Annotated in this window: 21 protein-coding genes; 12 read left to right on the forward strand and 9 right to left on the reverse strand. The window is 69.1% G+C overall.

Translation table 11 applies throughout. From position 1 onward, the window contains the following. The first annotated feature begins 99 nt into the window (after positions 1-99). The gene (locus ACK4SE_RS09015; protein ID WP_409691420.1) at positions 100-699 is read left to right on the forward strand and encodes an EipA family protein; all 600 of its coding nucleotides are present in this window, start codon (positions 100-102) and stop codon (positions 697-699) included. Between the two features lie 40 nt (positions 700-739). On the opposite strand, the gene ACK4SE_RS09020 is transcribed toward ACK4SE_RS09015, so the two are convergent. Next, positions 740-1,603: an SDR family oxidoreductase gene (locus tag ACK4SE_RS09020; RefSeq protein WP_409691422.1), complete on the reverse strand. Its 864-nt coding sequence runs from the start codon at positions 1,601-1,603 to the stop codon at positions 740-742. A gap of 6 nt (positions 1,604-1,609) precedes the next feature. Next, complete coding sequence (locus ACK4SE_RS09025; protein ID WP_409691425.1) at positions 1,610-2,839, reverse strand: NAD-dependent epimerase/dehydratase family protein; 1,230 nt, start codon at positions 2,837-2,839, stop codon at positions 1,610-1,612. 118 nt (positions 2,840-2,957) lie between these two features. On the opposite strand from ACK4SE_RS09025, the gene ACK4SE_RS09030 reads away from it, so the two are divergent. The 4 genes from ACK4SE_RS09030 to ACK4SE_RS09045 all read left to right on the forward strand — a co-directional run bounded on the left by ACK4SE_RS09030 (position 2,958) and on the right by ACK4SE_RS09045 (position 5,650). Next, entirely contained in the window at positions 2,958-3,935 is a 978-nt protein-coding gene (locus ACK4SE_RS09030) for an NAD-dependent epimerase/dehydratase family protein (protein WP_409691428.1), read from the forward strand. 31 nt (positions 3,936-3,966) lie between these two features. Continuing rightward, entirely contained in the window at positions 3,967-4,173 is a 207-nt protein-coding gene (locus ACK4SE_RS09035; RefSeq protein ID WP_409691430.1) for a DUF2093 domain-containing protein, read from the forward strand. Beyond that, positions 4,170-5,012: a M23 family metallopeptidase gene (locus ACK4SE_RS09040; protein ID WP_409691432.1), complete on the forward strand. Its 843-nt coding sequence runs from the start codon at positions 4,170-4,172 to the stop codon at positions 5,010-5,012. Before ACK4SE_RS09035 ends, ACK4SE_RS09040 begins: the two co-directional genes overlap by 4 nt. Before the next feature lie 128 nt (positions 5,013-5,140). Further along, a complete protein-coding gene (locus ACK4SE_RS09045) occupies positions 5,141-5,650 on the forward strand; it encodes a response regulator (RefSeq protein ID WP_409691435.1) in 510 nt (169 codons plus the stop codon). Here the strand turns inward: ACK4SE_RS09045 and ACK4SE_RS09050 are convergent. After that, complete coding sequence (locus ACK4SE_RS09050) at positions 5,593-6,579, reverse strand: lysophospholipid acyltransferase family protein (protein ID WP_409691438.1); 987 nt, start codon at positions 6,577-6,579, stop codon at positions 5,593-5,595. The genes ACK4SE_RS09045 and ACK4SE_RS09050 overlap by 58 nt on opposite strands. After that, the gene (locus tag ACK4SE_RS09055) at positions 6,569-7,339 is read right to left on the reverse strand and encodes an SDR family NAD(P)-dependent oxidoreductase (RefSeq protein WP_409691441.1); all 771 of its coding nucleotides are present in this window, start codon (positions 7,337-7,339) and stop codon (positions 6,569-6,571) included. Before ACK4SE_RS09055 ends, ACK4SE_RS09050 begins: the two co-directional genes overlap by 11 nt. Positions 7,340-7,436: 97 nt before the next feature. On the opposite strand from ACK4SE_RS09055, the gene ACK4SE_RS09060 reads away from it, so the two are divergent. Next, positions 7,437-8,711 (forward strand): EAL domain-containing protein, encoded by a 1,275-nt coding sequence (locus ACK4SE_RS09060; RefSeq protein WP_409691443.1) that lies wholly within the window; start codon positions 7,437-7,439, stop codon positions 8,709-8,711. Between the two features lie 51 nt (positions 8,712-8,762). Here ACK4SE_RS09060 and ACK4SE_RS09065 read toward each other — a convergent pair whose 3' ends face one another. Both ACK4SE_RS09065 and ubiA read right to left on the reverse strand, forming a co-directional pair. Then, positions 8,763-9,605 carry a PdaC/SigV domain-containing protein gene (locus tag ACK4SE_RS09065; RefSeq protein WP_409691445.1) on the reverse strand — a complete coding sequence of 281 codons (843 nt, stop codon included), beginning with the start codon at positions 9,603-9,605 and terminating at the stop codon, positions 8,763-8,765. 32 nt (positions 9,606-9,637) lie between these two features. Further along, entirely contained in the window at positions 9,638-10,567 is a 930-nt protein-coding gene (gene ubiA, locus ACK4SE_RS09070; protein WP_409691448.1) for a 4-hydroxybenzoate octaprenyltransferase, read from the reverse strand. Between the two features lie 171 nt (positions 10,568-10,738). Here ubiA and ACK4SE_RS09075 point away from each other — a divergent pair, with 171 nt between their 5' ends. Next, positions 10,739-12,973, forward strand: a complete 2,235-nt coding sequence (locus tag ACK4SE_RS09075) for a TonB-dependent receptor family protein (protein ID WP_409691451.1) — start codon at positions 10,739-10,741, stop codon at positions 12,971-12,973. Between the two features lie 15 nt (positions 12,974-12,988). Here ACK4SE_RS09075 and ppk2 read toward each other — a convergent pair whose 3' ends face one another. Then, positions 12,989-13,738, reverse strand: a complete 750-nt coding sequence (gene ppk2, locus ACK4SE_RS09080) for a polyphosphate kinase 2 (protein WP_409691453.1) — start codon at positions 13,736-13,738, stop codon at positions 12,989-12,991. A 100-nt stretch (positions 13,739-13,838) separates the two neighbouring features. Here ppk2 and ACK4SE_RS09085 point away from each other — a divergent pair, with 100 nt between their 5' ends. The 3 genes from ACK4SE_RS09085 (at position 13,839) to ACK4SE_RS09095 (ending at position 16,148) form a co-directional block, all read left to right on the forward strand. Next, entirely contained in the window at positions 13,839-14,939 is a 1,101-nt protein-coding gene (locus ACK4SE_RS09085) for a serine hydrolase domain-containing protein (protein WP_409691456.1), read from the forward strand. A 56-nt stretch (positions 14,940-14,995) separates the two neighbouring features. Continuing rightward, positions 14,996-15,757: an extensin family protein gene (locus ACK4SE_RS09090; RefSeq protein WP_409691459.1), complete on the forward strand. Its 762-nt coding sequence runs from the start codon at positions 14,996-14,998 to the stop codon at positions 15,755-15,757. Positions 15,758-15,944: 187 nt separating this feature from the next. Then, entirely contained in the window at positions 15,945-16,148 is a 204-nt protein-coding gene (locus tag ACK4SE_RS09095) for a cold-shock protein (RefSeq protein ID WP_021697934.1), read from the forward strand. Here ACK4SE_RS09095 and ACK4SE_RS09100 read toward each other — a convergent pair. Together ACK4SE_RS09100 and gluQRS are read right to left on the reverse strand one after the other, a co-directional pair. Then, the gene (locus ACK4SE_RS09100) at positions 16,145-17,110 is read right to left on the reverse strand and encodes a DMT family transporter (protein WP_409691463.1); all 966 of its coding nucleotides are present in this window, start codon (positions 17,108-17,110) and stop codon (positions 16,145-16,147) included. The genes ACK4SE_RS09095 and ACK4SE_RS09100 overlap by 4 nt on opposite strands. A gap of 217 nt (positions 17,111-17,327) precedes the next feature. Next, entirely contained in the window at positions 17,328-18,176 is an 849-nt protein-coding gene (gene gluQRS / locus ACK4SE_RS09105) for a tRNA glutamyl-Q(34) synthetase GluQRS (protein WP_409691692.1), read from the reverse strand. 86 nt (positions 18,177-18,262) lie between these two features. Between gluQRS and ACK4SE_RS09110 the strand changes: the two genes are divergently transcribed. Together ACK4SE_RS09110 and ACK4SE_RS09115 are read left to right on the forward strand one after the other, a co-directional pair. Next, positions 18,263-18,913 (forward strand): DNA-3-methyladenine glycosylase family protein, encoded by a 651-nt coding sequence (locus ACK4SE_RS09110; RefSeq protein WP_409691466.1) that lies wholly within the window; start codon positions 18,263-18,265, stop codon positions 18,911-18,913. Next, on the forward strand, positions 18,913-19,578 hold the full coding sequence (locus ACK4SE_RS09115; RefSeq protein ID WP_409691470.1) for a trimeric intracellular cation channel family protein: 666 nt from the start codon (positions 18,913-18,915) through the stop codon (positions 19,576-19,578). Before ACK4SE_RS09110 ends, ACK4SE_RS09115 begins: the two co-directional genes overlap by 1 nt. Positions 19,579-19,616: the final 38 nt, after the last annotated feature.

Consider the following 19,616-nt stretch of genomic DNA (forward strand, 5'->3'; position numbering starts at 1 on the left):
GGATCCTTACGGCGCCGTTAACCCTGCGGCCGCACATGCGCCGTAAAACGGGTTGAAGGTCAGGATTATCCCTGATCCCGCCTGCCACGGAGCCTGCATATGCAACGCCGCCAACTGATCCTTTCCGGTCTCGCCGCCGGCACCGTCGGCGCCTGCGCCACGCGCCAGCCGGCCGACCCGAACTATCCGATCAGTTCCGACGCCACGGCCCCCGCCTACACCTTCGATGAGCTGGTTTCGGCGGGATCGCGGGAGCTGGGCATCGCCGCCGAGGCCATCGGCGCGGCCATCGAGCGCGTCTTCGCTGACCAGGGCGATCGCCCCACCGCCTATATCGCGGGCGAGGAAGGCGCGGGCGCGGCCGTCATCGGCGCGCGCTACGGCCGCGGCGCCCTGCATATGAAAGACCTGACCGCCTCGCAGGAGGTGTTCTGGCAGGGCGCGTCCATAGGCTGGGACCTGGGCGGCAACGCCAGCCGGGTCTTCACCCTTGTCTATGGCCTGTATCACCCCGACATGATCTACCGCCGCTACCCGGGCGTCGAAGGCACGGCCTACCTGATCGCGGGTCTCGGCGTGAACTACCAACGCGCCGAAAACATCACCCTGGCGCCGATCCGCACGGGCGTCGGCCTGCGCCTTGGCGCCAATGTCGGCACCATGTCCTACAGCCGCCAGCGCAATCTGCTGCCTTTCTGAGGAAACGCTTCTCCTTCACACGCCGTGGGGAGGAGAAGGATCACCCTGCCGCCAGCATCGCCTCGATCCCCTCTCGGTAGCTGGAGAAAGCAGGTCGCCAGCCGAGTTCGGCCTTGGCGCGGGCGTTGGAGACACGTTTGGAGTCCAGATAGAACCGCCGCATGGTCTCGCTGACCGACGGATCGGTCCAGTCGGTCTCGGGCGGGAGCGCCACGCCCAGCCGGCGCGCGGCCCATTCGGTCACCACGTCGGCGGGCGCGGGCTCGTCGTCAGCCAGATTGTAGAGCCCGCCCGGGCGGGGCTGCGCCATGGAGGCGAACAGGCCCGCAGCCGCGTCGTCCACATGGATGCGATTGAAAATCTGGCCCGGCTTGCGCACCAGCTGCGCGGTCCCTGCCCTCAGCCGATCTACCGGAGAACGGCCGGGACCATAGATGCCGGGCAGGCGGAAAATCTGGATCGTCAGCCCAAGGCCGGGCCCGGCTTCCAGCCACTCCCGCTCCGCCCGCACCCGCCGGGCGCCCTGGATGCTGGCGGCGTTCAAGGGATCGTCCTCGAACACCCAGCCGCCCGCCCGGTCGCCGTAGACGGCGGTGGACGACACATAGCCGATCCAGTCGGGATAGGCGCCCGCCGCCGCCAGGGCCGGCAGCAGCACCCGCGCCCCGGGGCATCCGCGCGCGTCGGGCGGGGCGGCGACGACGATGGCGTGGGCGTCCGCCGCCGCTCGGGCGAGGGCCTCGGTGTCCTCCGGGTCAAGCGCCGCAACGCCCCTCGCCTCCAGCGCCTGTCGCCGCTCGGGCGAGCGGGACGTCAGGATCGCCCGGGCGCCTTCGGCTTCAGCACGCCGCGCAATGGCCTCGCCCAGATAGCCGCCGCCGAAGACCAGGATTGTGCGTGACAAATCGGATCAGCTCGCCTGGCGCGTCTCGAGACGGGTGACGGTGGCGCCTGCAGGAGCCCGGGCCGCCTGTTCGCGCGCGGCGTTCCAGTGGGATACGCACGGCACCTTGGACAGGTCGGCCCGGTCGGCGTAGCGGCGGGCGATATCGGTCACCTCGTCCAGCAGGCCCTGGGCCAGGGTGATGGGCTTGAGCCCCAGATCGCGGAACTTGTCATTGGCGACAACCAGATCGTTCTCGTCCGCCTCGTGTCGCGGATTGGGCAGATTGGCGATCTCGGCGCCGGTCATGTCGGCGATCATCCGGGCCAGGTCGCGCACCCGGTGGCTCTCGGTCATCTGGTTGAGAATCTTGACCCGATCGCCGGTGCGGGGGGCGTTGCTCAGGGCCAGTTCGATGCAGCGCACCGTGTCCTGGATGTGGATGAAGGCCCGCGTCTGGCCGCCCGAACCGTGCACGGTCAGGGGATGTCCCACGGCCGCCTGCATCAGGAAGCGGTTCAGCACCGTGCCATAGTCGCCGTCATAGTCGAAGCGGTTGATGAGGCGCTCGTCCTGGCGAGTCTCTTCGGTCTGGGTGCCCCAGACGATGCCCTGGTGCAGGTCAGTGATCCGGACGCCGTCGTTCTTGGCGTAGAACTGGAACAGCAGCGCGTCCTGGGTCTTGGTCATGTGATAGATCGAGCCCGGGTTCGGCGGGAACAGGATCTCCTGCTCGACCGGGCCGCGGTCGGTCTCGACCGTCACGGTCAGATATCCCTCGGGGATGGTCAGGCCCGCGGTGGCGTAGCCATAGACGCCCATGGTGCCCAGGTGCGCCAGATGGATGTCCAGCCCGCTCTCCACCATGGCCGCCAGGACATGGTTGGTGGCGTTCAGGTTGTTGTCGACGGTGTAGAGCTTGTGCCGCGCCGACTTCATGGAATAGGGCGCGGCCCTCTGTTCGGCGAAGTGGACAATTGCGTCGGGTTTTTCGTCCCTCAGCAGAGCGACGAAGCGGTCGAACTCCTTGCCCAGGGTCAGGTTGTGAAAGCCGATTTCGCGCCCCGAGATGTTCTTCCACGCGGCGATGCGCTCGCCGATGGGCCGGATCGGCGTCAGGGAGGACACTTCCAGCTCGTTGTCGATGTTGCGGCGGGACAGATTGTCCACAACCGTCACGTCCCAGCCCCGCGCCGACAGATGCAGGGCGGTGGGCCAGCCGCAGAAGCCGTCGCCGCCAAGAACAAGAACGCGCATTACAGAAATTTCCTTGCGGTTTCAGACCCTGCCTAGCCCATGCGCCGCCCTCTAGGAAGCGCCGAGGCGAACGCCCATCATAGGCCGTCATGTGGCCACAACGGGTCAGGAGCGCATTTTGACGATCATCGTAACCGGAGCGGCGGGCTTCATCGGCATGCACGTGGCCGAACGGCTGCTGGCGCGCGGCGAGGCCGTGATCGGGGTGGACAGCTTCACTGACTACTACGACCCGGCGCTCAAGGCCGCCCGCGCCGCCCGGCTGGAGGCGCATCCGGGCTTTCGCATGGTGCACGCCGATGTGGCGGATCATGAGGCCTTCGCCGCCCTGGTCCGGGACAGCGGTGCGGACCGCGTCGTCCACCTGGCCGCCCAGGCGGGGGTCCGCTACAGCCTTGAGAACCCGTTCGCCTATGAGCGGTCAAATCTGGCGGGCCAGCTGTCGGTGCTGGAGGCCGTGCGCCATGCGCCCGGGCTGAGGCATCTGGTCTATGCGTCCTCGAGCTCGGTTTACGGGGACCGGCCTGTGGGCAGCGGGGGGCTCGGGGAGGACGACGCAGCCATGGCCCCGGTCTCGCTCTACGCCGCCACCAAGCGGTCGGCCGAACTAATGAGCCACGCCTACGCCGGGCTCTATGATCTTCCCCTGACCGGCCTGCGCTTCTTCACCGTTTACGGACCGTGGGGCCGGCCGGACATGGCCTATTACGGTTTCACCCGGGCCATCCTGAGGGGCGAGCCGATCCAGGTGTACGGGCAGGGCCAGATGGCGCGCGACTTCACCTATGTGGACGACATCGTCGACGGGGTGATCGGCGCTCTGGATCGGCCCCCCGCCCCCGGCGAGAACCGCATCCTCAACATCGGCGATGACCGGCCCGTGGGCCTGATGGACATGATCGCCACGCTGGAGCGGCTGCTGGGGCGCGAGGCGGTCAAGGTGATGAAGCCCATGCAGCCCGGCGACGTCACCGCCACCCATGCCGACATATCCCGTCTGAACGCCCTGACCGGCTATCGGCCCAGGGTGATGCTGGAGGCCGGGTTGGCGCGCTTCGTGGACTGGTATCAGGATTTTGAGGCGCGCCGCGACTGACATGGCGCCCTTGCAGCGTTAGAGAAGGACCATGAACGCCCATGACCCCAATCTCGACGGCCTGGCCCAGCTTCACTACGGCGACGGCGACTATGTGGTGCTCAAGCCCGGGCGCTTCGTCGTTTGCGCCGTGACTGGCCGCCAGATCCCGCTGGACGCCCTGCGCTACTGGAGCATCGATCTGCAGGAGCCCTATGTGGGGCCGGGCGAGCTGATGGAACGGGCTGCGACGGCATGATCGCCGCCCGCCGATCCTTCCTGATGGGCGTCGGCGCCCTCGGTCTGGCCGGACCCGCCTGGTCGAACGAGGGCCTGGTGCTGAATGGGCGGTTCGTCCAGGGCGGCTTCGCCATGGGCCGCACCTGGCCCCGCGCCATCGTCTTCGTAGACGGCGAGGCCCTGACCACCGCCTCGGCGGCGGGGCTGTTCGTCGTCGGCTTCGACCGGGACGCCGCCGCTTCGACCCGAATCGAGGTGCTGTCGGGCGTCCATCGAGAAGGACGCAACCTGCCCATCGCGCCGGGCGACTTCGCGATCACCCGCGTCGACGGCCTGCCGCCGCAGACGGTGACTCCCACTGCGCCGGAGATTCTTGCCCGAATCCAGCGGGAGGCGGCGCTCAAGACCGAGGGGTTCGCCAGCCGCGCCGATTCCGATCACTTCAACGGCGGTTTCATCCGCCCGCTGGAGATCTGGCGGGTCACAAGCCGCTGGGGCGCCCAGCGCGTCCTGAACGGCACCCCTGCACGGCCCCACTACGGCATCGATCTGGGCGCGCCGACCGGAACCGTGATCCGCGCGCCCGCCGACGGCCTTGTCACCCTGGCGGAGCCGGACCTGCATTTCGAGGGCGGCCTGACCCTGATCGACCATGGGCAGGGGCTGATCTCGGCCTATCTGCACCAGTCGCGGCTGGATGTGCGTCCGGGTGAACAGGTGGTTCAGGGCCAGCCCATCGGGCGGGTCGGCGCCAGCGGCCGGGCCACGGGTCCGCACCTGTGCTGGCGCCTGAAATGGCGCGACCGCAATCTGGACCCCAGCCTGCTGGTGGACGCTGCGGCGCCCCCGCTGGACTGATCGAGGCCACGCGGCGCCACGATACCGATTACATGATCAGCAGCCCCTGTCTGGGGGCTTGCACGCCCGATCTTTGTCCCTAACGTGCGCCGAATCGGCGGGGGCCGTTTTGGAGAGGGAACGGCGCGATGGCGGCCATGGAAGCGCTCGAGGTCTTGCTGGTGGACGACAACCAGCATATGCGCGCCATCGCCAGCGCCATTCTGAAATCGGCGGGTATCCGGCGCATCCATGAGGTGGACGACGGAGCCGAGGCGTTGAAGGCGATGAAGCACCTGCCCGTCGACCTCGCCATCGTCGACTTCAACATGTTCCCGCTGGATGGCGTGGCGTTCACCCGCATGGTGCGCAACAGCCCCGACAGCGCCAATCCCTATCTGCCCATCATCATGATGACGGGCCATTCCGAGCGGTCAAAGGTGCAGGAGGCGCGGGATGCCGGTGTCACCGAGTTCGTGGTCAAGCCGGTCACGCCCAAGGCTATGCTGGACCGGATTCACGCGGTGATCTTCCATCCCCGCCCGTTTGTGAAGGCCGATGACTATTTCGGTCCCTGCCGCCGCAGGAAGACGCCCGTCGGCTACGCCGGGCCGTTCCGCCGCTCCACCGACGCGGGTTCGGCGTCCAACGTCGCATAGACATCCTCTGGCCAGCGCTTGTGGGTCCAGAACCATTCGTCGGGCCGGGCGCGCACCTGGTCCTCAATGAAGCGGGTGATGGCCTGGGTCGCCTCTTCCACGGCGCGAGCCTTGTCGGCCGGCGATGTGGCGGGCCGCACCCGCATTTCGGGATGGAAGGTCACCTTGAGGCGGGCCGGACCTGACCGCTCCACCGTCACCGGAATGATCGGCGCGTCAAACCGCTGGGCCAGGCGGCTGGGGCCGGTGGCGGTGTTCACGGGATGGCCGAAGAAGACCACCTCGGGCCCCTCGCGGAACTTCTGGTCGTTCAGCAGGGCCACAGACTCCCCGCGCTTCATGCCGTCCAGCAGTTCGCGGGCGCCGTCCCCGCCCTTGGCCGCCATCAACTCCACGCCATAGCGGGCGCGGCCGTCGATGATCATGCGGTCCACATAGGGATTGTTGCCCGCGCGGTAGGTGATCTGGGTCTTCAGCCCGGTGGAGACGATGGCCGCGGCCATGGCCTCCCAGTTCGAGAAATGGCCCGACACCAGCACCGCCGCCCGACCTCTGTCGCGGATGGCGTGCAGGCGCTCGGCTCCCACCACCTCCACCCGCCCGGTCGCCGGGGTGATGCGGTCCATGAGCGGAAACTCGGCGAAGGTGCGGCCGGTGCTTTCCCACTGGGCGCGGGAAAGGGCGCGGCGCGCGGCCTCGTCCATATCCGGAAAGGCCAGACGCAGGTTTCGCTGAACCGTCTTCTCGGTGCTTGTCATGGGGCCGATCCGCGCCACCAGCCAGGCGCCGAAATTGGACGCCGTCTCCAGTGGCAAGGCCCGCATCAGGCCGGAATAGGCGGCGAAGGCCGCCGCCTGGGCCAGCCAGCCCAGGCGCTTTCCGGGCGACGGATTGTCGTCCCGGCCGTGAACCGCGCGCCTACCAGGCAATGGTGACCCCGCCGTCGATCACCAGGGTCTGACCGGTCATGTAGGCGGAGGCCGGCGCCGCCAGATAGACCGCCGCGCCGGCGATCTCGTCGGGCTGGCCGATGCGGCGCAGGGGCGCGGGCTCGGTGACGGTCTTCAGCAGGTCCGGGTTCTCCCACAGGTATTTGGCGAAATCGGTCTGGACCAGGCCCGGGGCGATGCAGTTGACCCGCACGTTGGACGGCCCCCACTCCACCGCCAGATTGCGCGCCATCTGCATGTCGGCGGCCTTGGAGACGTTGTAGGCGCCGATCAGGGCGTTGCCGCGCAGGCCGCCGATGGACGACAGCAGGATGATCGAGCCGTCCTTCCGCTCGAGCATCTGGGGCGCGACCATCTGGATCAGCCAGTGGTTGGAGATGACGTTATTCTGGAGGATCTTCCCGAACTGCTCGTCGGTGATCCCGGCCATGGGCCCGGCGTAGGGATTGGTGGCGGCATTGCACACCAGAATGTCGATCTGGCCGAAGGCGGCGTTGGTCTCGTCCACCAGACGCTGCAGGTCCTCCTTCGACGCGATGTTGGCCGGAACGGCGATGGCGCGGCTGTCGCCGTGCTTCGCGTTGATCGTCTGGGCGACCTCATCGCAAGGCCCGGCCTTGCGAGACGAGATCACCACATTCGCGCCGTGGTCGGCCATCTGCTCGGCGATGGCCTTGCCGATGCCCTTGGACGAACCGGTGATGACGGCGGTTTTCCCCGACAAATCGAACAGTTTCATGCGTTAACCTTCTTGTTCCCCTATACGGCACTAGCCGCGGACCCCTGATACCCCGATACTCGGGCGATTCCATCCGGGAAGGCGGCGATCCATTCCCATGCGCAAGATCACATCCGGGCTGCTTTTTGCATCCTACCTGTTCCTGGCCCTGACGGTCTCGGCGCTCATCTGGCGCGCGGGCTTCGGGCTGGGCAATGCCGGGGCGGCGTTCTTCGGGGCGCTGGGCGTCGGCATGGCCCTGCACGCCCTGGTGACCGGTTCGCTGGACCGCCGCGCCATCCGCCGCGAGGTCGAGGCCGTGCGTCAGGCTCACCGTCTGCTGGCCGACGCCATGGAGAACACCCAGAACGCCCTCAGCGAACTGGCCCAGGCCATCGAGACCGGCGCCCTGTCGCGCACCGAGGAGCTGACCACCGAAGTCCGCATGCTGGAGAGCCTGGTCACCCAGATCAGCGAAGGCCTCGAGGCCAAGCTGGCCGCCACGCCGACCTACCCGCCCGGGAGCCTAGAAGCCCGCATCTACCAGCAGTCCAACGCCCTGCTGCGCACCGTCCAGGACGCCCTGGCCGACAACCGCGTCGACCTGTACCTGCAGCCGGTGGTCACCCTGCCCCAGCGTCGCACCACCTTCTACGAGAGCTTCACCCGCCTGCGCGACGGCACCGGCCGGGTGCTGATGCCCGCCGAATACCTGTCGGTGGCCGAGGGCGAGGGGCTGGTGCCCGCCATCGACAACCTGCTGCTGTTCCGCTGCGCCCAGATCGTGCGGCGGCTGGCGACGCAAGATCGGAAAGTGGGGGTGTTCTGCAACGTCTCCCTGACCTCGCTGGGGGACGAGACCTTCTTCCCCAAATTCCTCGAGTTCCTCAGCGAGAACCGCGACCTGAAGGACGCCCTGATCTTCGAGCTGGGACAGGCGGTGTTCGACGCCCGCGGCGCGGTCGAGGCGCGCAACATGGCCAAACTGGCCGACCTGGGCTTCCGCTTCTCCATCGACAAGGTCCAGACGCTGGATCTGGACTTCACCGACCTGCAACGGTCGGACGTGAAGTTCATCAAGATCGCCGCCGACCTGCTGATCGAACAACTGCTGGACCAGGACGCAGGCGTAGCCCTGCCGTCCCTGCGCGACATTCAGGCCGCCGACTTTGCCGGGCTGGTGCGCCGCTACGGCATGGAGGTCATCGCCGAGAAGGTGGAGACCGAGCGCCAGGTGGTCGATGTGCTGGAGCTGGACATCGCCATGGGCCAGGGCCACCTGTTCGGCGAACCCCGCGCCATCAAGGAAGCGGTGCTGGCCGAGGCGGACACGCCATCGGACTTCGTGCGCGACACCCTGCAGAGCGCCGAACGCCGCCGCCGCTTCGCCTGACTGCGAATTGCACCAATTGCACTGATTGCACCGTGCACACCCGGCGCGCTTTCACCCCAGATCGGTGATGTCGCCGGTGCGCGGGGGCTGGCCGGCGAACTCGTCGGCGTAGGCGGGGGCCAGCAGGGATCGGAAAGCGGACTGGGGCACGGCGATCTCGTAGCCGCCCTCGGCGTAGGGCCCCACCTGATACGGTCCGATCAGGAAGATCAGACCGCCCGCCTTGCCCGGCGTGCTCGACGCCGCCAGCACGAACGGGGTCGAGCCCGCGCGGGGGCAGGACCAGCCGCTCCGGGTCGGGTTCAGGCCGATGGTCTCGGCGTCGGGATTGCGCTCACGGCGTGCAGCGTTGATCGCCTCGCACAGGGCGTTGTCCAGCGATGACAGGTCCGCGCCGCGCCGGAACAGCTGGGCCGGCTGGACGAACTGCTTCAGGGCCTTGTCCCAGATCACCGCGCCATAGGCCGGATTCGGGTGAGCGCCGCCGGTGTTCTCGTAACTGTTGCGTTGCAGACTGATCAGCTTGCCGGTTTCCCCCGCCGCCACGAACGTGATGTCCTTGGCGTAGGGCGGCAGATCCATGTCGCCCTCATATTCGGTGCGGTCCGCCTGGGCGCCCTCGGTGAAGGTGCGCAGCTCGCGCACCCCTTCGGCGTAAAGGCGCGCGTGAAGGTCAGGCTGCGCCCGCACCGCGTCGGGCAGATTCAGGCTGACCTCGGCGAAGCGGTTCTCGCTCTCATAGGTCATGGGGGCCGCACCGTCGGCGGGGGTGACCTGGCCCTGATCGGCAGGCGCCGCAGCCTCAGGGGCGGTCTCGCGCTCGCGGCGGTCACAGGCGGCCAGCGTCAGGGCCACGGCGGCGGTCACGATCAGGGCGCGGGAAGGCAGGCTCATCTTGGGGTCTCCTCGGGAAGGAATGGTCAAGCCTACAACGGGATCGCGCCCAGCGCGACCGCAGCCAGCAGGATCAGGCCGGCCTCGCGGTTGGACCTGAAGAGGCGCAGGGCCAGCGCACCGTCGTCGGGCTTCACACGCATGACCTGAAGGGCCAGATGACCGGCATAGGCCAGCAGGCCCAGAGCGAACAGCGGGCCGAGCCCGGCCAGCACCCCGGCCCCCGCCGCACACAGCACCGCCAGACCGTAGAAGACCGCCACGCCGGTCTTCACCCGCCCGCCCAGCCGCCGGGCGGAGGACTTCACGCCGACCATGGCGTCGTCCTCAAGGTCCTGAAGGGCGTAGAGGGTGTCGTAGCCGAGGGTCCAGAACACACCGCCCAGATAGAGCAGCAGCACCGCCGGGGGCACCTGCCCGCCCAGCGCCGCGTAGCCCATCAGAGCGCCCCAGTTGAAGGTCAGGCCCAGCCAGGCCTGGGGCCACCAGGTGATGCGCTTCATGAAGGGATAGGCCGCCACCAGCGCCAGCGACCCCACGCCCAGCAGGATGGCGGTGAGGTTGAAGGTCAGCAGGATCAGGAGGCTGATCAGGGAGCAGCAGATGACGAAGGCCCAGGCGCCATTGACGCTGATGCGGCCCGAGGCGACGGGCCGGGCGGCGGTGCGGGCCACCTGCCGGTCGATGTCGCGGTCGACGACGTCGTTGAAGGCGCAGCCCGCCGCCCGCATCAGACAGGCGCCGACGGCGAAGGCGGCTGCCAGCCACCAGCCATAGCCGTCCGGCGCGGTGCAGCTCTGGGCCAGCGCAAGGGCGATGCCCTGCCAGCCGGGCAGCAGCAGCAGCCAGATGCCGATGGGCCGGTCGAACCGGCCCAGCTTCAGCCATGGCTTCAGGCCTTCCGGCGCGAAACGGTCCACCCAGTTGGCGCGCGTGGCATCGGGAAGCGGCGAGGTGATCATGGCCGAGCCATAGCGCCGCTTTGCGCCCCCGGCGATAGGGCGATGTCGCTTCAGCGCCACAGAATATGGAATGCGAGCGGGTCGCATTGCCAATTCCCCGGGTCCCGCCTAAGAGCGCCCAACCTTAAGAATGCGTCGCAATCAAGCGCGCGCGCCTGGACCCCCGCCTTCATGACCCAACGCGTCACCGCCTCGATCCTCGCCCTCACCGCCGCCCTCGCCGCTCCGGCCGCCTGGGCCGCAGACAGCGATCCCACGGTGCTGGAGGCGGTCATCGTCACCGCGTCCGCCGAGGACGCCCGCACGGTGGGCGGATCGGCGACCTTCCTGGACAATGCAGCGCTGGAGGTGTTCGGCCACGCCGACGTCAACCAGGTGCTGCGTCAGGTGCCGGGCGTGTTCCTGCAAGAGGAAGACGGGTTCGGCCTGCGCCCCAATATCGGCATCCGGGGCTCGGGCACCGACCGCTCGGGCCGGGTGGCGGTGATGGAGGACGGGGTGCTGATCGCTCCCGCCCCCTATGCGGCTCCGGCCGCCTACTACTTCCCCCGCCTGACGCGCATGACGGGCGTGGAGGTGACCAAGGGTCCCGGCGCCATCAAGTACGGCCCCCTGACCACAGGCGGCGCCATCAACCTGTTCTCCACCCCCATCCCCGAGGCGAGGGCCAGCGAGCTGGAGCTGCTGGGCGGGACCGACGGCGCCCTGCGCGCCCACGGCTGGGCCGGTGGCTGGGCGCCGCTGGGCCAGGGTCTGGAGATCGGCGGCCTGATCGAGGGCCTGCGCGAGGAGAACGACGGCTTCAAGACGCTGGATAACGGCGGCCCCACCGGCTTCGGCATCGACGACCTGGTGTTCAAGCTGGCCGTGCGCACGAGGCCTGGCGCAGCCCTGCCCCAGTCGCTGGAGCTGAAGCACCAGACCTATGACGAGACCTCGCACGAGACCTATCTGGGCCTGACCCTGGCGGACTTCGGCGACGATCCGTTCCGGCGCTACAACGGCAGCCAGGTCGACCGCATGGACGTGGCCCACGACACCTGGCAGCTGACCCACCGCATCGCCCTGTCCAGCGCCCTGGACCTGACCACCATCGCCTATCGCACCGACACCACCCGCGCCTGGTACAAGCTGAACGACGTGCGCAACTCGGCCGGAAACGGCTGGGTCGGGATAGGAACGGTGCTGGCCGACCCTGCCGCCTATGCGGACCAGATGGCTGTGCTGGTCGGGGCGGACGGCTTCACCAGCGCCGATGGGGCCCTGCGGGTGCGCAACAACAACCGCGCCTATGAGTCAGAGGGCGTCCAGACGGTCCTGACCGCGCGCTTCGACACCGGCGCCCTGTCCCACCAGCTGGAGGTTTCGGCCCGTTATCACCGGGACTCCGAGGACCGGTTCCAGCGGGACGACCTCTACCGCATGGACGACGGGACCATGGTTCTGACCACCCGGGGCGTGGACGGCGCGCAGGACAACCGGGTCGGCGAGGCCGAGGCCTGGGCCTTCTTCGTGCGGGACGTGATCCGGACGGGGGCCCTGACCCTGACCCCCGGCGTGCGCTATGAGACCATCGACCTGACCCGCACCAACTACGCCCTGACGGGCGGGCCGCGCGGCGCGCCCCTGTCCGTGATCGAGTCCAGTGTCGACGTGTGGATTCCGGGCGTGGGCGTGACCTATGACCTGACCCCTTCCCTGCGGCTGGTGGCGGGGGCGCACCGTGGCTTCTCCAATCCCGGCCCGGGCTCGTCGGTCGATCCGGAGACCTCGTGGAACTATGAGGCTGGGGTGCGGCATCGGTCCGGCGGTCTGGACCTTGAGGTCATCGCCTACGTCAACGACTACGACAATCTGCTGGGCGCCTGCACGGCCTCCACAGGCGGCGGCTGCGTCATCGGCGACCAGTTCTCGGGCGGGGCGTTCGTGGCGCGCGGCGTGGAGGCCACGGCGGCCTATGATCTGGGCCCGGCCGTGGGCGCCAGCTTCGGCCTGCCGGTGTCGCTGGTCTACACCTTCACCGACACCGAGTTCCGCACCAGCTTCTCGTCCAGCTACGAGCCCTGGGGCAATGTGCAGGCGGGGGACGAGGCGCCGTACCTGCCGCAGCATCAGCTGACCCTGAACGCCGGGGTCCGGTTCGACCGCTGGCGCGCCGACGTCCGGCTGAACCGGGTCAGCGAGGCCCGCGCCGTGGCCGGATCGGGCGCCATCGCCGCCGAGGACCGCATCGATGCGCGGACCCTTATGGACGTGGCCGGATCGTTCGAAATGACGGACAATGTCGCCCTGTTCGCCAGCGTCCAGAACCTGACCGACGAGGTCTATAACGTGGCCTTCTCGCCCGCCGGCGCCCGGCCGGGCGCGCCGCGCATGGCCATGGGCGGCCTGCGCCTGAGCTTCTGATCCGGAGCGGAGTCCTCAGGGCGCCAGGCGGCCCTGGGCTTCGTGGAAGGGGAAGACGATGTCGGGGTCGGGGACGATCGGGGTCTCCCGATCCGGCCGTTCCAGCCGGGACAGGACGTGCCTCATGATGCCGATCCTGGCGTCCTCCTTGCGGTCGGTGCCCACGATGGTCCAGGGGGCATGGCCGGTGTGGGTGGCCCACAGCATCTGGTCCCGCGCAGTGGAGTAGTCGTCCCAGCGGGCCTGGGCCACACCGTCCAGGGCCGAAACCTTGAACTTCTTGAGCGGGTCCTCGCGGCGCGACTCGAGCCGGTCGGCCTGCTCCTCGCGGCTGATGTCCAGCCACAACTTGATCAGGGCGATGCCGTCGCGGGTCAGCATGTCCTCGAACTCGGGCGCATCCTGGAGGAAGGCGGCGTGCTGGGCCGGAGTACAGAAGCCCATCACCGGCTCCACGCCGCCGCGATTGTACCAGGAGCGGTTGAACACGAGAAACTCGCCCGCCGCCGGGAAATGGGGGGTGTAGCGCTGGAAGTACCACTGGGTGGTCTGGCGCTCGGTGGGCTTGGGCAGGGCCACGACGCGGGTGTTCCGCGGGGCCATGTGGGCGGTCATGCGGCGGATGGCGCCGTCCTTGCCGGCGGTGTCGCGCCCCTCCAGCACCACCAGCACCCGGCGGCCCTCGGCCATCAGCCAGGCCTGGGTCTGGACCATCTCGATCTGGAGCCGCTTCAGGGTCGCCTTGTAACCATCTTTTTTTGTCATCCCCCACAGTGCGGCCGGCGGCCCGGCGGCGCAAGCGCGGCGCACAAGGTGACAGGGTTAGCGACGGGGCTAGACTGTTCTCACACCAGGAGAACAAGCCATGCTCGACCGCCGCAGCCTGATGCTGAGCGCCGCCGCCCTGACGGCAGCCGGAACCGCCGGGACTGTGCGGGCCACGCCCTCGCCGCGCGACGCGGCGCTGGCGCAGGCGCTGGAGCGATCGGGCGCGCCGGCCCTGGCGGGGGCCGTCATCGGCCGCGAGGGCCTGATCTGGAGAGGGGCGGCGGGGGTGCGGATCGCCGGGGGCGAGGACGCGGTCACCAGCGACGACCTGTGGCACCTGGGCTCCAACACCAAGGCCATGACGGCCATGCTGTACGGACGGCTGGTGGAGGACGGGTCGGCCCGCTGGAGCGCGACCCTGCCTGCGCTGTTCCCGGATCTGGCGGTGGATGCGGCCTGGGCGGAGACCACGCTCGAGGACCTGATGGCTCACCGGGCTGGCCTGCTGGACGCGGCGGTGCTGGACATGCCGACCCGCGTGGCCGGGATGAGCGACCCGCGTCCGCTGGACGAGCAACGCACCGACCTGGTCCGCCGCGCCCTGACCCGGCCGCCCACGGGCGAACCGGGCGCCTTCGCCTATGGCAATCTGAACTATGTGCTGGCGGGAGCCGCCATCGAGCGACTGACCGGGACCACCTGGGAAGAGGCCATGCAGGATCGGCTGTTCCAGCCTCTGGGGATCACCAGCGGGGGATTCGGGCCGCCCGTTGGCGATCAGCCGCGCGGCCACATGAATCTGGGCGCGCCCGTGCCGGTGGCGCCGGATCAGGCCGGGGCGGACAATCCGCCGTTCCTGGGCCCCGCAGGCACGGCCCATATGACGCTGGCGGACTATAGCCGGTTCCTGGTGCTGTTCCTGACCGACGGCGGCGGATTCGTGACGCCGGAGACAATCTCACGCCTGACTACGCCGCCAGAGGGCGCGGACTACGCCCTGGGCTGGGCCGTGGCGGCGAACAGCCCCCTGACCGGCGGACCGATGCTGGCCCACGAAGGCTCCAACACCCTGTGGCACGTCACGACGATCATCGCGCCCGCGCGGGGTCTGGCCGCAGTCGCCGCCTCCAACGACCACGGCCGGGGCGGAGCCGCGACACAGGGGCTGGCCGCCCGGCTGATCCGCCCGGAAAGCTGAACCCGCCGTGCGCGAACCGTTTTGGCCTCGTCACGCCCTTGGGCTAGACAGGGGTGATGGATCGCGATCTGGCCGACTTCTGGAATCTGCTGTGGGAGTTGGCCCTGGGCGTGATGGCGGGGTTTTTCCTCCTGAACGCCTTCGCCCCGCCCCAGGATCTGCCGTGGAAGCCGCTGGATCTTGAAGCCCCCATCGGCCGGGCCACGGCGGCCAAGGTGTCGGACTTCGAACTGGCCCGCACATCGGCGGCCGAGGAGGTCACCGCCGTCACCGATGCCTGTATGGCGATGTTGCGACAGGCGGGCGTTGAGGTCGAGCGGGCCGAGGATCGCGACGACGGCGGCTTCTGTATTGTGCGCGGGGCGGTGCGCATCACCGGCGGGGACGTGACGCCGCTGGCGCCCGGCGGGCTGGTCATGCAGTGCCCTCTGGCCATGCGCTATGTGATCTGGGACCGGCAGGTGCTGCAGCCCGCCGCGCGCGAGACCTTCGGGTCCGAGGTCGCGAGGGTGGACAACTACGGGTCCTATTCCTGCCGCCGCATCTACGGGTCGGAGCAGGTCAACGACCGGCCCAGCGAGCATGCGAGGGCCAATGCCCTGGACGTCGCGGGGGTGACGCTGGAGGACGGCCGGCGGGTCAGCCTGGCGGCGGACTGGGACGGCGACGGTCCGGCCGGGCGCGAGGGGTCGGTGTTCCTGCGCCGGCTCAGCCGGGGCGCCTGCCAGGTGTTCTCGACCGTGCTGGGGCCGGAGTACAACGCCGCCCACGAGGACCACCTGCATTTCGACGGCGCCCCGCGGGGCCTTTGCAGCTGAAATCCCCGAGTCGTTTCCCGGTTGACCGTTTTGGACAGACGGGTGAGAAAGTTGGCGTGGTCCGAGACTGCGCGCGGATTTCCGCCTGCGGTCGTCCGTCTCTGTCGAGCGGGTTCTGAATGATTGGACCGCCGTACGCTCCGTCGGGGCGTATGACTGGAAGAAGCGCCATTACGGAGTGCGCAACATGGCGACCGGCACGGTCAAGTGGTTCAACCCCACGAAGGGCTTCGGCTTCATTCAACCTGAGAACGGGGGCAACGACGTGTTCGTTCACGTCACCGCCGTGCAGAAGGCGGGGTTGCAGGGTCTCGATGAAAACGCCCGCATCGAGTACGAACTGGAGGAGCAGCGCGGCAAGACCGCCGCGGTGAACCTCAAGCTTCTCTAATCCTTCCGGCCGGAAGGCCCCGGATTTGAAGACATGACGGGCGCGGAATCCAAGGGTTCCGCGCCCGTTTGCCGTTCCAGGGCGGCGGGCGGACGGCCCCGCCCCGACCACTGGGCCAACAGCACCGCCGACAGCACCAGGGCTCCGCCGGCCATCTGGATCGCGGTCATGGTCTCGCCGAAGATCAGCCATCCCAGGATGGCGGCCACTACCGGCTGGATCAGGATGACCACGGCGGTCATGCCCGCCGAGACCCGGCCCAGGGCCCAGGCGACCCCGCCCTGCCCCGCCACATGCATGACGCCCAGGCCCACGCAGGCGGCCCATCCGGCGAGGGTGGCGGGAATGATGGACTCGCCCAGCACCAGACAGGCGGCTAGCATCAGGGGAATGGGGATGGCGGTGCTCCACAGCATGACCCGCACCGCCCCCGCAGTGGACCGGGCCGCCTTCACCGCCAGGAAATAGCCCGCGTACCAGAGCGCCACCGACAGGGAGAGCAGGTCGCCCAGCAGGGGATCGGTTCCCTGCCCGCCGTCGGCACCCGCCGCCATGGCGAAGGCGCCGGTCATGGCGAAGACGAGGGCCAGCACGAAGACCGCGCGGGGCCGCTGCTTCAGGACGAGCCAGGCGAACAGGGTGACGACGACGGGGGTGAGATTGCACAACACCGTGGCGTTGGCCACAGACGTCATCACGATCCCGTAGTGCCAGAACGACAGGTCCAGAAAGAAGAACAGCCCCGCCAGCGCCATCCATTTCGAGGGCCGCCCCACCCCCTCGCCGCCCGGCCGGTGGGACAGCAGCAACAGCAACGGCAGGGCGAAGATGAACCGCCATAACCCCGCCGCCGCCGGCCCCGTCTCGGTCAGGCGCACCAGAATCGGGGCCAGACTGAGCACCACGGCCGAGCAGATCAGGACGATGAGCGGGAGAAGGGCCGAGAGCCGGGGCGAGATCATGGATGGCTCATAGCGCCGCGCCCGAGGATTGAGGAGAGCGATTCCCTCTCCCCTTTTGGGAGAGGGCTGCGCGCACGGATGCGCCAGCATCCGTTCTTCGCGCGCAGGGTGAGGGGGGAAGCGGTTCAGCAATGATCCGCACACCGGGACGCGGGACCATACCCCTCATCCGACCCGCTTCGCGGGCCACCTTCTCCCTCAAGGGGAAAAGGAAAAACTAGACGCCCAACTCCCCCCTCAACTGCTCCACCGTCATCCCGGCGGCGCGCAGCTCGGCCAGTGTCCGGGACCGGTCGCGCTTGGCGTAGCGCTTGCCGTCCGGTCCGGTCAGCAGGCGGTGGTGGCGATAGACCGGCGCGGGCCAGCCCATCAGGGCCTGGATCAGGCGCTGGATATGGGCCGCCTCGAACAGGTCATGGCCCCGGATTACATGGGTGACGCCCTGAAGCGCGTCGTCGTGGGTCGCCGCCAGATGATAGGCCACGCCGGCATCCTTGCGCGCCAGCACCACGTCGCCCGCCGTCTCGGGCCGGGCGTGGATGACGCCAGTCTCGCCGTCCGGGCCGGCGCCCTCCTCAACGAACGCGAGGTCGTCCCACCCTTCGCCCAGCGCCTCGCGCGCCCGGTCCAGCGACAGACGCCAGGCGAATGCCCGTCCCTCGTCTAGCAACCGAGCCTCTTGGTCCGGCGCGTGGGGCCCAGGGCGCACCGGGTCGGCAGGGCCGTGGGGGGCCTGCCCAATCCCCTCCATGATCTCGCGCCGGGTGCGGAAGCAGCGGTACAGCAGCCCGCGCGCGTTCATGTCGTCGATGACGGCGGCATAGTCGGCCAGATGATCGGACTGGCGCCGCACCGGCGTCTCCCAGTCCAGCCCTAGCCAGGCCAGGTCCTCAAGAAGTGCGGCCTCGTAGTCTGGTCGGCACCGGGTCTGGTCGATGTCCTCGATGCGCAGGATGAACCGCCCGCCCGCTTCTCGCGCGGCGCGATGCGCGGTCAGGGCCGAAAAGGCGTGGCCCCGGTGCAGCAGGCCAGTGGGCGATGGGGCGAAGCGGGTGACGAAGCTCATGGGCCGACCATAGCCGACTCGCGGTTTGCGGACCCGGTCAAACACGGCGGCTTCCCCCGGAGGACAGGACTGGCATAGTGACGCACATGATCCGCGCCCCTGAGCCTGAAGCCGTCGCCACCGCGCGCGCCGCCCTGGCCGACGCCGACCCGGCGCTGGCGCGGGCGCACCGGACGACGCCAACGTTCGAATGGCGTCTGCGGCCCGGCGGATTCGAGGGACTGTTCCGCATGATCGTCGAGCAACAGGTGTCGGTGGCCGCCGCCGCCTCCATCTGGAGGCGCGTGGGCGAAGGGCTGGGCGAGATCACGCCGGAAGCGGTGCTGGCCCGGGACATCGAGTCCCTGCGCGCGTTCGGCCTGTCGGGCCAGAAGGCGAAATACGGTCAGGAGATCGCCCGCGCCCAGGCCGACGGCCGCATCGATCTGGAGCACATGCAGACCCTGGGCGACGACGAGGCGATCGCCGCCCTGACGGCCATCAAGGGCGTCGGCAAGTGGACGGCGGAGACCTATCTGATGTTCTGCGAAGGGCGGCTGGACGTGTTTCCCGGCGGCGACGTAGCGCTGCAGGAAGCCATGCGCTGGGCCGACATGGCTGAGGACCGGCCCAACGAGAAGGCCGCCTATGTGCGCGCCGAAATCTGGCGGCCCCACCGCGGCGTGGCGGCGCATCTGCTCTGGGCGTGGTACGGCGGGGTCAAGCGCGGCGAGATCGTGCTGGATGAGACCTCCTGATGACCCGCTCGATCCTGGGCCTGACCCCGCCCGACCTGCCCATCGCCGAGATCGCGCCCCTGGCGGCGCTGGACCTGATCGGCGTGGCCGTGTTCGCCGCCACCGGCGCGCTGGCGGCCGCGCGCGACCGGCATGATCTGGTGACCATGACCTTCTTCGCCGCCGTCACCGGAGTGGGCGGCGGGACCCTCCGCGACCTGCTGATCGGAGCGCCGGTCTTCTGGGTGGTGGACTGGCGCTACATCGCCATGTGCATCGCCGCCAGCGTGGCGGTGTGGCTTCTGGGCGCGCGGCCCTGGCGGTTCCGCCTGTTGCTTTGGCTGGATGCGTTCGGGCTGGCGGCCTATGGCGTGATCGGCGCCGCCAAGGCCGAGGCGTGGGGCGCCACGCCCCTGATCTGCATCGTCATGGGCGCTCTCACCGCCTGTTTCGGCGGGGTGGTGCGCGACCTTCTGGCAGGGCAACCTTCGGTGCTGTTGCGTCGCGAGATCGTGGTCTCGGCCGCCATCGCCGCAGCTACCGCCTATGTGGCGCTCAAGGCGCTGGAGGTCGGGAACTGGCCCGCCGCCGCCATCGCCACAACGCTCGGCTTCGCCCTGCGCGCCGGGGCCCTGCGTTGGGGTTGGAGTCTGCCCGCGTTTCCGCAGGCGTCGCTAAGGCCCTGAGGCGGCGTCGCGGAAGCAACTGTCCGCGAATGTTGCAG

Origin of the sequence: Brevundimonas sp. (assembly GCF_046293315.1) — a bacterium.
GTDB lineage: Bacteria > Pseudomonadota > Alphaproteobacteria > Caulobacterales > Caulobacteraceae > Brevundimonas.